Source organism: Cryobacterium sp. MDB1-18-1 (assembly GCF_004402735.1).
GTDB lineage: Bacteria > Actinomycetota > Actinomycetes > Actinomycetales > Microbacteriaceae > Cryobacterium > Cryobacterium glucosi.
Genome location: NZ_SOFR01000007.1, coordinates 22,528 through 36,220, shown reverse-complemented (window position 1 = coordinate 36,220; position 13,693 = coordinate 22,528). Strand labels below are relative to the sequence as shown.

At 70.3% G+C, this 13,693-nt stretch carries 13 protein-coding genes; 7 read left to right on the top strand and 6 right to left on the bottom strand.

Translation table 11 applies throughout. The features are described 5' to 3' along the window. The 3 genes from E3O50_RS01325 to E3O50_RS19385 form a co-directional block, all read right to left on the bottom strand. A partial coding sequence (locus E3O50_RS01325; protein WP_134564539.1) for a family 1 glycosylhydrolase occupies positions 1-1,081 on the bottom strand: 1,081 nt, incomplete at its 3' end. Positions 1,082-1,234: 153 nt separating this feature from the next. Then, a complete protein-coding gene (locus E3O50_RS01320) occupies positions 1,235-2,548 on the bottom strand; it encodes a D-arabinono-1,4-lactone oxidase (protein WP_134558274.1) in 1,314 nt (437 codons plus the stop codon). After that, positions 2,545-3,795 carry an alanine racemase gene (locus E3O50_RS19385; RefSeq protein WP_194087898.1) on the bottom strand — a complete coding sequence of 417 codons (1,251 nt, stop codon included), beginning with the start codon at positions 3,793-3,795 and terminating at the stop codon, positions 2,545-2,547. Before E3O50_RS19385 ends, E3O50_RS01320 begins: the two co-directional genes overlap by 4 nt. A gap of 237 nt (positions 3,796-4,032) precedes the next feature. On the opposite strand from E3O50_RS19385, the gene E3O50_RS01310 reads away from it, so the two are divergent. Together E3O50_RS01310 and E3O50_RS01305 are read left to right on the top strand one after the other, a co-directional pair. Beyond that, complete coding sequence (locus tag E3O50_RS01310) at positions 4,033-6,201, top strand: Ig-like domain-containing protein (RefSeq protein WP_134558273.1); 2,169 nt, start codon at positions 4,033-4,035, stop codon at positions 6,199-6,201. Positions 6,202-6,237: 36 nt separating this feature from the next. After that, positions 6,238-7,164: a Ppx/GppA phosphatase family protein gene (locus E3O50_RS01305; RefSeq protein ID WP_134448313.1), complete on the top strand. Its 927-nt coding sequence runs from the start codon at positions 6,238-6,240 to the stop codon at positions 7,162-7,164. Between the two features lie 11 nt (positions 7,165-7,175). Here E3O50_RS01305 and E3O50_RS01300 read toward each other — a convergent pair whose 3' ends face one another. After that, complete coding sequence (locus E3O50_RS01300) at positions 7,176-8,039, bottom strand: helix-turn-helix transcriptional regulator (protein WP_134448351.1); 864 nt, start codon at positions 8,037-8,039, stop codon at positions 7,176-7,178. Positions 8,040-8,248: 209 nt separating this feature from the next. Here E3O50_RS01300 and E3O50_RS01295 point away from each other — a divergent pair, with 209 nt between their 5' ends. Continuing rightward, positions 8,249-8,992, top strand: coding sequence for an SDR family NAD(P)-dependent oxidoreductase (locus tag E3O50_RS01295; RefSeq protein WP_134448311.1), 744 nt, complete (start codon positions 8,249-8,251; stop codon positions 8,990-8,992). A 51-nt stretch (positions 8,993-9,043) separates the two neighbouring features. Continuing rightward, positions 9,044-9,529 (top strand): YbaK/EbsC family protein, encoded by a 486-nt coding sequence (locus E3O50_RS01290; RefSeq protein WP_134448309.1) that lies wholly within the window; start codon positions 9,044-9,046, stop codon positions 9,527-9,529. 42 nt (positions 9,530-9,571) lie between these two features. Here E3O50_RS01290 and E3O50_RS01285 read toward each other — a convergent pair whose 3' ends face one another. Then, positions 9,572-9,802, bottom strand: a complete 231-nt coding sequence (locus tag E3O50_RS01285) for a helix-turn-helix transcriptional regulator (protein ID WP_166790589.1) — start codon at positions 9,800-9,802, stop codon at positions 9,572-9,574. Positions 9,803-9,831: 29 nt separating this feature from the next. Between E3O50_RS01285 and E3O50_RS01280 the strand changes: the two genes are divergently transcribed. Both E3O50_RS01280 and E3O50_RS01275 read left to right on the top strand, forming a co-directional pair. After that, a complete protein-coding gene (locus tag E3O50_RS01280) occupies positions 9,832-10,326 on the top strand; it encodes a GNAT family acetyltransferase (protein WP_241975234.1) in 495 nt (164 codons plus the stop codon). A gap of 64 nt (positions 10,327-10,390) precedes the next feature. Continuing rightward, positions 10,391-11,665: an MFS transporter gene (locus E3O50_RS01275; protein WP_241975233.1), complete on the top strand. Its 1,275-nt coding sequence runs from the start codon at positions 10,391-10,393 to the stop codon at positions 11,663-11,665. An 11-nt stretch (positions 11,666-11,676) separates the two neighbouring features. On the opposite strand, the gene E3O50_RS01270 is transcribed toward E3O50_RS01275, so the two are convergent. Continuing rightward, the gene (locus tag E3O50_RS01270) at positions 11,677-12,729 is read right to left on the bottom strand and encodes an iron-containing redox enzyme family protein (RefSeq protein ID WP_134558270.1); all 1,053 of its coding nucleotides are present in this window, start codon (positions 12,727-12,729) and stop codon (positions 11,677-11,679) included. Positions 12,730-12,980: 251 nt separating this feature from the next. Here E3O50_RS01270 and E3O50_RS01265 point away from each other — a divergent pair, with 251 nt between their 5' ends. Next, positions 12,981-13,661 carry a cation transporter gene (locus E3O50_RS01265; RefSeq protein ID WP_134558269.1) on the top strand — a complete coding sequence of 227 codons (681 nt, stop codon included), beginning with the start codon at positions 12,981-12,983 and terminating at the stop codon, positions 13,659-13,661. The last annotated feature ends 32 nt before the right edge of the window (positions 13,662-13,693 follow it).

The window sequence follows — 13,693 nt, the reverse complement described above, 5'->3', positions numbered from 1 at the left end:
GGGAGCCGGGACCGCGCGGACCCGAGCCAGCGCCGGCCTCCCCGCGCGCCCCGCCCGCTCCGTTGCCGGAGGGGCCGCCGCCGGCGACCGCACCGCTCACGACCGGAACGGGCCCGGCCGCCACCCGTGACGGCTGCACGTAATTGAGACCGTAGAAGTCGAGCGGCTGGTGGATCGTGCGCAGGTCCTCCGGCTCCGTCTCGAGCAGCAGCCGCAGCTCGGTCTCGTAGGGTCCCGGCGGCACCGGGTAGCTCCCGAGGAGGACGACGTCGGCGAAAACGCGGTTGTGCAGCAGGTCGAAGAGCGCGGCGGCGACTTCGTCTGCCTCTCTGTCGCTCGCCGGCTGCACGGGCGAGTACGCGTTGGCGATTCCGATGCCGCCACGCACGTCGGCGGCGCGCAGGCCCTGGACGGCGAGGCCGTGGCCGAGGAGCTGATGGTGCGCGGCCGGCAGTGCGGCGAAGAGGCGGGCCTCGCCGGGGGCATCCGTGCCGAGGGCGTAGCCGGCGAGCGTCACGGTCGCGGGCTCGTCGAGAGTGACCCAGGCGTCGACCCGGTCGCCGAACACGGCCCCGAGCTCGTAGGCGTAGTCGGCGAAGCGCGAGGCGGTGTCGCGGTTCAGCCAGCCGCCGCGCAGGGCAAGCGGCAGGTCGCGCTGGTGCAGCGTCGCCATCGGGCGGATGCCGGCCGCGAGCAGCCCGTCGACGAGCCGGTCGTAGAACGCGAGCCCGGTGCGCGCGAGCGCCCCGCGTCCGTCCGGCTGCACCCGGGACCACGCGAACGAGAACCGGTAGGCGTCGACGCCGAGCTCGCCCAGGAGGGTGAGGTCCCCGGGCAGCTTGTTGTAGTGGTCCGCAGAAACGGATGCGTTCGACCCGTCCACGATGCGGCCGGCGGTCGCCGTGAACGGGTCCCAGGCCGACTCGGCGCGCCCGCCGTCGCGGGCGGCGCCCTCGATCTGGAACGCCGAACTCGCGACCCCGATCGTGAAGCCGTCGGGGAGCCGGTCGCCGAGTTCGCTGGCGCGGTGCGGCCAGGCCCGGCCGGCGACCGTGTTGGTGTTGATCGGCTTGCTGCTCATCTCGGAGGACTCTCTGTACTGTGTCGGTCGGGTGCTGTGCGGTCCGTCGGGTGCTGGGCGGTCGACCGGTTCGTGGAGCGGCCGTGGGCCGCGGTCACCAGCCTGTCACGCGCGGCGCGAGAATTCGCACCCCGAGGTCGCCCGGCCGGCCGGTTACCGCCCGAGGACCCGTTCGAGGTACCGGTTCGTGAAACGGCGCTCGGGGTCGAGCCTGTCGCGTACGGCGACGAAATCGTCGAAGTGCGGATAGGTCTCGCGAAGGGATTCGGCGTCCCTGGTGTGCATCTTCCCCCAGTGCGGGCGCCCGTCGTGGGAGCGCATGATGGCCTCGACGGCGGTGAAGTACTCGGCCGGTTTCTCCCGGTAGAAACGATGCACGGCGATGTACCCGGTCTCACGGCCGTGGGCCGTGGACAGCCACACGTCATCCGCGGCTGCGGACCGCACCTCGATCGGGAACGAGATCCGCCAGCCGGAGCGCTGGATGAGTTCGCGGACCTCGCGCACGGCAGCCGGAATCGCGGCGATCGGGAGCGCGTATTCCATCTCGTGAAAACGCACGGCGCGCCGGCTCACGAGAATGCGCGTCGAGGCATCCGTGTATTCCCGCCGGGCCATGAAACGCTCGGCCACCCGGTTGATCGTCGGCACGGACTGCGGGAGCACGGCTCCGATCGCGCAGAGTGCCCCGAAGACGCCGTTGGCGAGCAGTTCGTCGTCGATCCAGCGGGAGACCGGCGCGAGCGGCGCGCGCCCGGCGGCCGGGTCCAGCCGGGTGTTCGTCTTGGTGAGGGCCTTCTCGGTGTGCGGGAACCAGTAGAACTCGAAGTGGTCGGCGGCGCGGCTGCGCTCGTCGAAGGTGTCGAGCACCTCGCCGAGCGGCTCGGCCTGTTCGACGGCGTGCAGGAGGAAGTCCGGGACGCACTGGATCGTCACGTCGACGAGGATCCCGAGCGCGCCGAGACCGAGGCGGGCGGCGGGGAAGATCTCCGCGTTCTCGGTCTCGCTCACGTGCAGGAGTTCGCCGTCGCCGGTGACGAGGGTGAGGCCGACGATCTGGGTGACGAGTCCGCCGAAGGCCGACCCGGTTCCGTGGGTTCCCGTCGAGGTCGCACCGGAGATCGTCTGCCGGTCGACGTCCCCCATGTTGGCGAGCGCCAGCCCGTATGGCGCGAGCAAGCCGCGGATCCGGTGCAGTCGGGTGCCGGCGGCGAGGGTGACACGGCCGGTGGCCGTGTCGACGCCGACGATGCCGGAGAGGTCGGCCAGGTCGAGGAGCACGCCGGGGGCGACGGCGATGCCGGAGAAACTGTGCCCCGATCCGACGGCCTTGATCGGCATCCCGGATTTCGCGGCGGCGATCACCGCACGCTGCACGGCCGCGACGCTCGTGGGCCGCTCAACCCTGGCCGGACGTACGGACTCGCTGCGCGCCCAGTTCTGCCAGAGAGCACCGGTGTTCGTCACAGGAACGCCTTTCCCTCGCCGCGGTAGCTGGGCAGCATGTCGACGACCCGCCCGTCGTCCACCACTGCGAATTCTGTCACGTGTTCGCTGAGCTCCCCGGACTTGGTGTGCCGCAGCCAGACCCGGTCGCCGACGTCCAGGGCCGCGGCTCCGGGGCCAGCGAGCGGGGTCTGCACCTCGCCGGCCGCTTCCCGCGTCACGACGGCGAGCCCGGGCGGCCAGGCGAGGGCAGGCATCCGGTCGGCACCCGGCGGTCCGGATGCGACCCAGCCGCCGCCGAGGAGCGTTGCGGTCGCCGCGCTCGGCTTCCGCACGACGGAGAGGGCGAATGCCGCGGCGGGAGCGGGCGTGAATGCCGAATAGTTGTCGAAGAGGTGGCCGCCGAAGAAGCCGCTGCCCGCGGCGATATCGGTGACCGAGGCATCCGCGTGGGTGCTCTCGAGGGAACCGGTGCCGCCACCGTTGACGAATTCCAGGGGCGCGACCTCGCGCACGGCCGCGACGGCGGCGGCGCGGCGCACTCCGAGCTCGGCGATCGAGTGGCGACGCACCCATCGGTTCACGATCCCGGTGGTGAGCGCACGGGGGCCGCGACCGGCCGGCCGGTCACCGAGGCCGGCGACCTGCGATTCGTATGCCATCAGGCCGACGAGAGCGAAGCCGGGGCGCGCGACGATGGCCGCCGCGAAGTCCCTGGCCTCCGCGGCGGTATGCACCGGCGAGCGCAGCACGCCGAGGTGCCCGAGCACCGGGTTCTTCCAGCCGGCGTCGAGCTCGATGCACAGTCGGATGGTCTCGCGCCGGTGCGGGGGGATCACCGTGTCGATGAGATCGAGCTGGGCGAGCGAGTCGACCATCAGGGCGACCCGGGAGGCGAGCAGTGCCGAGCGGCCGAGGACCCCGATCGCCCCCCGGTCCACGCTCGGATAGCCGACGACGATGTCGTCGAGGGATTCCGCGAGCCAGAGCGCCTCGGCGAGGGTGTACGCGAGCACGCCCTGGTAGCCGGGCACGGCGAGGATGGCCTCGAGCACGCCACGGACGCGGATCGACTTCGAAGCAACGCGGATCGGGGTTCCGCCCGCGCGTCGCAGCATGTCGTGGGTGTTGTGGCGGAGCGCTCCGAGGTGCAGCGCCGCGACGGGCGTGTCGAGATGGCGAGTGGCCTCGGTCAGGGCCGGCCAGTAGCTCTCCGGTCGGAGCCAGGGCGCTCCGGTGGCGGGAACGCGCAGGTCAGGAAGCGTCATGGCGAGATCGGGCCTGTCTCACGGAGGGGCGGCGAATCCGCCTCGTGTCCGTCAGTATGCCCTACGCCCGCGTCCCGCGCCGGATAACAATCCCGTGCGGGATCGTGCCTGTTGCGCGTTGCACGTTGACAATCGGGGAGATGACCCCTGAAATGGAGGCAGGGGGGACCTATGCATCGCTCACGTTTCGCTTGCCCCGGCCCGCCGCAGGCCCGTCATGGTCGACGGCCGCGGCGGATGCCCATCGCGCTTCGTCACGCCCGGTCACCGATCCGGCTGGTCGCGCCGGTATTCCTCGTCACCGCGGCGCTTCTGCTCCTGAGCCTCGGCGGTTTCCTGCCGGGCACGGATGCCGCCCGCGCCGCGACCTCCCCCGCCCCGCCCCCGAGCGGGCCGGCCGCAACCCCGCTTTCGCCATCCCCCACGATCGACAGTCCTCCGGCCCATACCTTCGTCGGCCGCTCGACCACGACGGTCTCCGGCACTCGCGCGGCCAATCAGGAGATCCAGCTCCTCAACCCCGGTGAGGGCGACCCGCTCTGCATCATCGAAGCCACCCCGTCGACGGACTGGTCCTGCCCCGCAAACCTCCCGAGCGGGCAGAACGTCCGGCTGAAGGTCGTCGTGACAGGCGATTCGAGCCTCACCGCCGAGGAGACCATCGACGTCCTCGGTGAACCCGTCGTGACGGGCGGGCCGCTCGGCAACCCGGCGTCGAACGGAACCGTCCGGGGGTCCGCGTACCCGGGGGCATCCGTCGTCGCCACGGTGTCGACCGGCGAGAGCTGCCCGGCGACGGCAGACACGGGAGGGGCGTGGGCGTGCACCTTCCCTGACCTGCCGAGCAGCGGCATCCACACCGTGACGGCAGCGCAGCAGACCGGGTTCAGCGCGCCCTCCTGGTCGAACGACAGTGCAGCGCTCAGTATCCGTTTCGACTTCGACCGGCCCGCCGCTCCCGTCGTCTCGTCACCGACCGCCGGCGCGCGGGTGGCCCAGACGGGGTCGACGTACACGGGGACGGGTGAGGACGGCGCCACCGTCACCGTGTTCGCCGGCCCGTACTCGCTGTGCACCGTCGCCGTCGCCGCGGGAGCCTGGGCCTGCACCGCGACAGGCACGGTCGCCGCGGGCAACCACCTCGTGATCGCCGCCCAACAGGATGCCGCAGGCAACCAGAGCCAGGGAAGCCCCGGCCTCGGCGTCGACTTCGGTCCCGCACCGGACGCATCACCGTCGGCCACCCCTCCGTCGTCGTCGCCCTCTGCCGAGGCAGGGAGCAGCTCCCCGACAGCCACGGCTCCGGCGTCGGCGCCCGGCACACCGTCCGAGAGCGCCACCGCCACCCCGGCACCCTCGGCGACCCCGACGGCGGTCGCACCGGCACCACCGGGCGGCGGTTCGTCATCCGGACATGATCCCGCCCTCCCCGGCGGTTGGAACGACCCCACCCAGTTCACGAGCGCGGTACTGCCGCCGGGCGCGAACGCCGACTTCTCCTGGCTCGAGGCCGTACTCTTCGCCATCGGCGCCCTCGTGCTCCTCGTCATTCCCGCCCGTTTGCTGAGCGGCACGATCGTGCGGGCACGGGACGGCCGCCCGCTCTGGAACACGGCCGCCCTCTCCGGCCGCAACCAGGCGAGGGAGGAATTCGACAAGGCCCCCACCGTGATCGTGAACCGCTGGCTCATCGCGGCCGCCTCGGTCGCCGCTGCAGCGACGCTCATCATGCTCTCCGGCACCGTGTCGAGTCAGCCGGCCTTCCTGCGACTGCTGCTCGCGGTCATGCTCGCCCTCATCGTCGTCAACACGGTCGGAGCCCTCGTGCCGCAGTGGTGGAGCTCGCGGGTGTGGGGCGTGCCGGCATCCGTCACATTCCTGCCGCGGTACCTGCTGCTCGTCGCGGTGACCGCGCTCGGCTCGCGCGCGTTCGAGATCCATCCGGCACTGCTCTTCGGGCTGCTCGGCAGCGTCGCCGTCTCGAGCGGCCACAGCGCGATCCATCGCGGCCAGCTTGCGGCGCTGCGTGCCGGAAGCCTGCTCGCGCTCGCGCTCCTCGGCTGGCTCGTGCTCGGGATACTGCCGACCGGCGCGGATTTCGGGGACCTGCTCGCCGCCGAGGTCGCCAACAGCGTCGTGCTGACCGCGATCGGATCGGCGCTTCTCGTGCTCATCCCGATCGGCAGCACGAGCGGGCGCAGCATCGTCGCCTGGTCGCCGCTCGCCTGGATCGGGTTGACCCTCGCCGCCTTCACGATCATGTTCGCCGTGCTGAACCCCGTCGTCGGACTGTGGCACGGCGAGGGCAGCGTGACCCCGATGTGGGTCGCCTCCGGTCTCTTCGCGGCCCTCAGCGTCAGCGCCTGGGCATGGCAGCGCTTCGTGGTCCCTGAGCCCACCCGGTAGGCGACGACGTGTCCTCCGGCTTGGTATCGTCAGACTGTGCGCCTCGGAGTCATTGACGTCGGTTCGAATACCGTCCACCTGCTCGTCGTCGACGCCCATGCCGGCGCCCAGCCGGTCCCGATGGCTTCCGACAAGGCCGTCCTCCGGTTGATGCGGTATCTCACCCCGGAAGGGGCGATCACCGGGGAGGGCTGCGCTGCCGTGCTGTCCGCGGTGCAGCACGCGGCCGACGTCGCGAGCCGGCACGAGGTCGACGACCTGCTCCCCTTCGCGACCTCCGCCCTCCGCGACGCCACGAACGGCCCGGAACTGCTCGCGACGATCGAGAGGGAGACCGGCGTCGCCCTGCAGGTCCTCTCCGGCGAGGACGAGGCCCGCCTCACCTTCCTCGCGGTGCGACGGTGGTACGGCTGGTCGGCTCGGGACATCCTGCTGTTCGACATCGGCGGCGGGTCGCTCGAGATCGCCGCCGGCGCGAATGAGACACCGGCGGTGGCCCTCTCGGTCCCGCTCGGCGCCGGGCGCACGACCGTGGGATTCCTGCACCACGATCCCCCGCTCGCCGAGGAGGTTGCGGCCCTGCGCGCACACGCGGCCGACGTGCTCGCCGAGGCCGTCGCATCCTTCGCCGGACAGCCTGCCCCGCACCACGTCGTCGGCTCGTCCAAGACGATCAGGTCCCTGGCGAAGCTCGCAGGGTATACCTCGGACGGTTTCGGTTCGGGTGAGCGGATGCTGCTCAGCCGCGCCCAGCTTGCGGACTGGGTACCCCGGCTGGCCCGCATTCCTGCGGACGCCCGCCCCGCCCTGCCCGGTATCACCGCCAACCGCACATTCCAGATCGTGGCGGGCGGGATCGTGCTCCAGGCAGCGATGGCCGCCCTGAAGGTGGACGAACTCGAGGTCTCGCCCTGGGCCCTCCGCGAGGGCATCATCCTCCGCTACCTCGACCGGCTCGGCTGACCCCGGCTGGGCTAGGCACCCGCTGCGGCCGACGGATCGGGAGCGAATCGTTGCTGGCCGAGCACCGCGAGTAGTTGCAGCTTGTCGTAGCCGGGGGTGCCGGGCGCGGCCGTCAGCACCAGGAGAGTCTGAGCCTGGTTCTCGGTGAACAGCGCCTGGCAGTCGAGCTCGATCTCGCCGAGCTCGGGATGCACGATGGTCTTGTGGTCGTCGAAGCGTGCGGCGACTTCGTGCTGGTCCCACAGGGCCGCGAACTCCGGGCTGAGGTGCAGCAGCCGCGCCACGATCTGTTCGGCCCGGTGGTCGGGGTCGCCGGCCGTCAACGCCAGCCGGAGACCTGCGGCCTGGATCCGGCCCTGGTGGGCATGGGCGGCCTCCGGGTAGTACCGGCGCTCGTCGGGATCGGTGAACCACCGGTAGAAGGCGCTCCTGGCCAGGCCGGAATGGCGGGTCTGGTCCCCGAGAAGTGCGGTGGCGAGCCGGTTCTGCACCAGGGTGTCTGCGAGGTCGGACAGCACGAGGGCGGGAGTGTCGTCGAGCCTGTCGAGCACGCGCAGGAGGGCCGGGCTGATGTGGTCGGTCCGCCGGATCCGCGGGGGCGCCGTGTGACCGGCCAGCCGGAAGAGGTGGTCGCGTTCGTCGAGGCTCAGGCGGAGTCCTCGGGCGATGGCGGCCAGCATCTGGTCGGATGGCTGGGGGCCACGCTGCTGTTCCAGCCGGGCGTAATAGTCAACGGACATGCCGGCGAGATTCGCGATTTCCTCCCGCCGCAGGCCGGTGGCCCGCCGCCGCGGTCCCTTCATGAGACCGACATCTTCCGGCTGCAGCAGCTCGCGGCGCTTGCGCAGGAAATCGGCCAGCCCCGGTCTGTCCATTCCTCGTACGTCCATCTCCCCATCATCACCGCTTAACGCGACCGGTGACAGGGATCGCCGGTCCGTGGACAAGGGCTCCTCTCCCGCCGGCGGACAGGAGGCGGCAGAGTCGTAACACCGCGCATCCGTCACCGGCGGCGCACGCCGCGCGACAACTGACACCCGGCACCGTCGACACCGTCGACGAGCGCATGAGAGAAAGCGACACCATGAAGACCACAGGCAACACCATTCTGATCACCGGCGGCACGTCCGGCATCGGGCACGGCCTCGCGCTGCGCTTCCACCAGGCCGGGAACACGGTGATCGTCGCCGGGCGCCGACAGGAACTCCTCGACGCGATCGTCGCCGAGAACGACGGCATCGAGTCTCTCGTTCTCGATGTCACGGACCCGGACTCGATAGCGAGTGCATTCCGCACCGTGACCGCCGAGCACCCCGAGCTCAATGTGTTGGTCAACATGGCCGGCATCATGCTCCCCGAGAACCTGCTCGATTCCGGGTTTCTGGCGACCGCAGAAGCGACGGTCACGACGAACCTGCTCGGGCCGCTGCGGATGCTGAGCGCGTTCACGCCGTTCCTGATCGGACAGCCCGACGCGGTCATCATGAACGTGTCCTCGGGACTGGCGTTCGTTCCGCTGCCGATGACGCCGACGTACAACGCGACCAAGGCCGCCATCCACTCCTTGACCGAAAGCCTGCGCGTGCAGCTGTCCGGCACCTCGGTGCAGGTGCTCGAGCTGATTCCCCCCGCCGTCCGCACGACGCTCCTGAACCAGGAGAACAGCGAGCAGGCCATGCCGCTGGACGACTTCCTGTCGGAGGTTATGGGCATACTCGAGGCCGAACCCGACGTCGAGCAGGTCACGGTGGAGAACGTGAAGTTCCTGCGGTTCGCTGAGGCCGACGGCGCGTACGACCGGGTGCTCCGGCTGCTCGGCGGTCACTGAGCCGGGCGGGGTCGCCGACCGCTCAGACCCCGCATGTGGTTGACTCGCCCCATGACTGAAACGGGGCGTGAGCGGGTGGCGGCGGATGCCCGCGCCCGCGGACTCGACATCGACATCGTCCCCCGGCCCGCGGCCGACAGCCTCGAAAGCGCCGCACGGCTCCTCGGGATCGACCCGTCCGGCATCGTCAAGTCGCTCGTCGTCAAGCGGCATGACGGCGACTATCTCTTTGCGCTCGTGCCCGGCGACCGGCAGATCAGCTGGGCGAAGCTGCGCGCACTCGTCGGCGTGAACAAGCTCTCGCTCCCGCACGAGGACGTCGCCCTGGCGGCGACCGGCTACTCCCGCGGCACCATCACCCCGCTCGGCAGCACGACCCCCTGGCCCGTCTTCGCCGACGAACGCCTGCGCGGCAACCGGGTCGCGATGGGCGCGGGCGAGCATGGTTACTCCGCATTCGTCGACGCCGACGCCCTGATCGACGCTTACGGCGCAACCGTGGCCGATATCACCGACCCGTTCAAGCCGCGGGCGTAACCACGGCGCGTAACCGCCGCGCCGGCGACGGCCGGCTGCCGGCTACAGCTCGGTGCGTTCGATGAGGTCGATCACGGAGATGTTCAGGTAGCGACAGATCCGCTCGAGTTCCTCGACGTAGAACGATTTCTCCCCGGTGAGCCGTCGACGCAGAATGGCCATCGAGATTCCGGTCGCCGCCGACAGCTCCTTCAGGGTCCGGCCCTGGTACCCCATCTCGCCGCGGATCTCCTCGGCGATCCTGGCGCTTCGGCGCGGCGCATGCTCGAGCATCGGTTCCTCCCGCATCGCACGGTGGCTGGGTGACACAGCGGCTGTCGCGGACATTCAACCGCCATCTGTCGCGCTCCGAAAGAGCCTCCGACCGGAAGTGGAAGAATCGGGTCAGGCACATAGCCGATCTGACTCCGGCGGACCTCGGTAGCGCATCCGCGCTCTGGGACCAGGCCGGACTCACCCGACCCTGGAACCCGCCCGAGCTCGACCTGCTGCGCGCGCTGGCCGGGGAGACATCGACCGTGCTCGGGCTGTTCGACGGGAAGATCCTCGTCGGAACCGTGATGGTCGGCCACGACGGCCACCGAGGCTGGGTGTACTACCTCGCCGTCGACGACACCCACCGCGGTACCGGACTCGGACGGCGACTGATGGTCGCCGCGGAGGATTGGCTCCGGGAACGTGGCGTCGTGAAGCTGCAGCTGATGGTCCGCTCGGCCAATGCGGCAGTACTTTCCTTCTATGATCGCCTCGGCTACGAGGATGCCGATGTCCAGGTTCGCGCGAAATGGCTCCGCTGAAGCGATAGCCTGTCATCGATACCCCTATGGGTATGCCGGAATCAGCAACGAACGGAAGGCACCTGTGTCCAACGAACCGTCAGCCGACGAGACCTCGCTGGCCGGGCAACCCGCCCACGGACCGCTGCAGCGCAAGGTCGTCGGCGTACTCGTCGCGGGGCAGATTCTCGGCGGAATAGGCATGGGGGCGACACTCTCCCTCGGTGCCCTTCTGGCGGCTCAGCTCTCCGGGTCGAGCTCCTGGTCGGGCATGGCCGCCACGATGAGCACTCTCGGCGCGGCCCTCGTCGCCGTGCCCCTCGCCCGGCTCGCCCAGGCCAGGGGGCGGCGACTTTCCCTTGCGACCGGTTCGCTCGTTGCCGGCGCCGGCGCCGTGCTTGCGATCACCGCGGTCTCCGTCAACGTCTTCGCTCTCCTGCTCCTGGCATTGATGATGCTCGGCGCCGGATCGGCCGCCAACCTGCAGGCCCGATTCGCCGCCACAGACCTGGCGAGCCAGGCCTTCCGGGCCCGCGATCTGTCGATTGTGGTCTGGTCCACGACGATCGGCGCCGTTCTCGGACCGAACCTGTTCGGCCCCGGCGAGGTCGTCGGCGCCTTCCTCGGCCTGCCCCCGATGACGGGTGCCTTCGCGTTCTCCCTGCTCGCCACGGTGGGCGCGGCGATCGTGTACACGGTCGGGCTCCGGCCCGACCCACTGCTGACGGCGCTCAGGTCCCGGGGGACGGATTCCGCCGCGCCGCGCCCACGCGGCGGCCTGGACATCCTGCGCTCCACCCCTTCCGCGCGCTATGCCGTCGCGGTGATCGCCCTGAGCCACGCCACGATGGTCGCCCTGATGTCCATGGCTCCGGTGCACCTGCGCGAGCACGGCGCCACCCTCACCGTCGTGGGGCTCACGATCAGCCTCCACGTCGCCGGCATGTACGCCTTCTCCCCCGTGTTCGGCTGGCTGGCCGACCGGGTAGGACGGATGCCCGTCATCCTCGCCGGCCAGGCCCTGCTGTTGTCGTCGCTCACGCTTTTCTGGCTCGCGGGAGACTCGAGCACCGCCATGACCGCCGGCCTGATCCTGCTCGGCCTCGGCTGGTCGGCATCCGTCGTCGCGGGCTCAGCCCTCATCGGCGAGGCGGTCGGGCTGAATGACCGGGCGGCCCTGCAGGGCTGCTCCGACCTGTCGATGAACGCGGCCGGCGCCCTCGGCGGCGCCCTGGCCGGTCTGGTGCTCGGCGCCGTCGGTTATTCCGGCCTCGGCCTGGCCACCATGACCCTGGTGGGCGTCGTCGTGACCTGGTCGATCAACCGGGCCGCCGGCGCCCGCCGCACCGCTGCTGCCTGAGCATGCCGTGTCTACCGGCTGCTCGGCTCCGCTCGCAGTGAGGGATAGCCGCCCGCCCAGCTGCCGAGCAGATGCGCCGACTGACGGTCATCAAGAGTCAGGAACACGCTCGCTCCGAACATGATGTCGCCGACCGCCTCCGGGTCATCTTCGACGAGCGAACCGGCCAGGTCCCGGAAGGCCGACTGTTCGCGCGCGAAGCCGGCTTCGACGTGCACATCGAAGTACCGGGCCACACTGTCGTCGAAACCGAGCCGCTGGAATCCATCGGAGTACAAGCGGCTGGGAATCGCCGACGTCATCTCGAAGGCGGCCAGGTGCCCGACGAGCGCGGCGCGCAGGCGCCGGTTGAGCCCGAACATCGAGATCGCGTTGACGGAAGCGAGCGTGACAGCCGGCACCGCGTCGACGGATGCGACGTAGTCCCCCTCGAGCCCCGCCGCCCTCAGGGCATCCGCGAAGAGGACCGAATGCATCCGCTCGACCCGGCCGCCGCCGTATTCACCGGCAAGGATTTCGATGAGTGCCGACTTGGACCGGCCGGCCAGGCGCGGGATTCCCCAGGCGTACGGATCCGCCTCTCTGAGCGCGTAGACCGAGCGGTGGACGAGGAACTCGACGGCCTGCTGCCAGGTGGCCGCGCGCGCCACGTAGAGTGCCAGGCCTGGGTTGTGCTCGTGCCCGGTCAGGGTGAAGAGTGCACGGGCGACGTCGTCGCGGGTCGCCGCGGGAATCGGAGGCTGCGGCGCCGAGGCCCGCAATGCGGCTTCGAAACCGCGCTCGAGGACGACACGTGCGGCCAGGAGGGCGGGATGCCATTCCCACTCGTCGTCGCCCGGCACGACACCGTCGTAGTGCAGGCGGTACAGCAGGAACAGAGTCAGCTGCAGGTCCTCGTCGACCAGGATGTCCGGGACTCGGCCGAGGGCTCGTGCGGCCAGCGCCTCGAACCCGGCCAGGCCGGACCCTCCCGTTTCGGTGGGCTCGGAGAGCGCGGCGAGGAGCCGCTCGCTGACCGGGCCGCGGGCCGACAGGGTCGCACGGGCAAGGGTGGAGGGGAGCATGAAGCCTCGTTCCAGTACTGCGATCGAGTCGCGCCGGCAGGCCGGCGGGACGATTCAAACGCCCTCCACCGTAGAGAGGGGGCAGGCGTGGACCGTTCGCCGGATCGGAATTGGGAACAGTCACTTATAGGACGTACCCCGAAGGCGAATCGTCACGATCATCCGAATGTTGCTTCCTCACCGACGCGTCATGCTCTGCGATACAGTCAGGGAATGCTGAGTCGTGTTCCGTTCTGCCGCGATACCCGAGCATGAAGCCAGAAACGGGTGCGCCGTCGCGCGGCCTGGATCCCCGGCGCAGAGGAGTCCTGCAGCGCCGGATCCGCTGGATCGTCGCTATCACGATCAGCTACAACGTGGTCGAGGCCATCATCGCCCTCGCCGCCGGAACCGTCGCCACCTCGGCCGCGCTGATCGGGTTCGGCCTCGATTCCATCGTGGAGGTCCTGTCCGCCGCCGCGATCGCGTGGCAGTTCTCCGCACCCGATCCGGAGAAGCGCGAACGGGTCGCCCTGCGAGTCATCGCTTTCTCGTTCTTCGGGCTCGCCGCCTACGTGAGTGTCGACGCCACCCTGTCCCTCTTCGGAGTCCGGGAGGCCGTGCACAGCCCGGTCGGCATCGGGCTCGCCATGGCCAGCCTGCTCGTGATGCCGTTCCTGAGCTGGTGGGAACGTCGCACCGGGACCGAACTCGGCTCGGTTTCAGCCGTGGCCGATTCCAAGCAGACCCTGATCTGCGCCTACCTCTCGGCCGCTCTTCTGATCGGGCTGTTACTGAATACCCTGCTCGGCTGGGCGTGGGCGGACTCGCTCGCGGCGCTGTTCATCGCCGGCTTCGCGGTCCGGGAAGGAATCGAAGCGTGGAAGGGCGACACCTGCGCCGTTCCCGTGGCCGCACTGACCGGCGAACGCACGGTCGATCCCTGCGACTGAGCTCTCTCCGACAGCCGAAGGGACCGGGTCCC

Bases quoted from the DNA above. Each gene is read 5' to 3' on its own strand.
- E3O50_RS01295 (WP_134448311.1), top strand. From the start codon at position 8,249: ATGAAGACCACAGGCAACACCATTCTGATCACCGGCGGCACGTCCGGC.
- E3O50_RS19385 (WP_194087898.1), bottom strand. From the start codon at position 3,795: ATGACGCTTCCTGACCTGCGCGTTCCCGCCACCGGAGCGCCCTGGCTC.
- E3O50_RS01265 (WP_134558269.1), top strand. From the start codon at position 12,981: ATGAAGCCAGAAACGGGTGCGCCGTCGCGCGGCCTGGATCCCCGGCGC.
- E3O50_RS01270 (WP_134558270.1), bottom strand. From the start codon at position 12,729: ATGCTCCCCTCCACCCTTGCCCGTGCGACCCTGTCGGCCCGCGGCCCG.
- E3O50_RS01290 (WP_134448309.1), top strand. From the start codon at position 9,044: ATGACTGAAACGGGGCGTGAGCGGGTGGCGGCGGATGCCCGCGCCCGC.
- E3O50_RS01300 (WP_134448351.1), bottom strand. From the start codon at position 8,039: ATGGACAGACCGGGGCTGGCCGATTTCCTGCGCAAGCGCCGCGAGCTG.
- E3O50_RS01285 (WP_166790589.1), bottom strand. From the start codon at position 9,802: ATGCTCGAGCATGCGCCGCGCCGAAGCGCCAGGATCGCCGAGGAGATC.
- E3O50_RS01310 (WP_134558273.1), top strand. From the start codon at position 4,033: ATGCCCATCGCGCTTCGTCACGCCCGGTCACCGATCCGGCTGGTCGCG.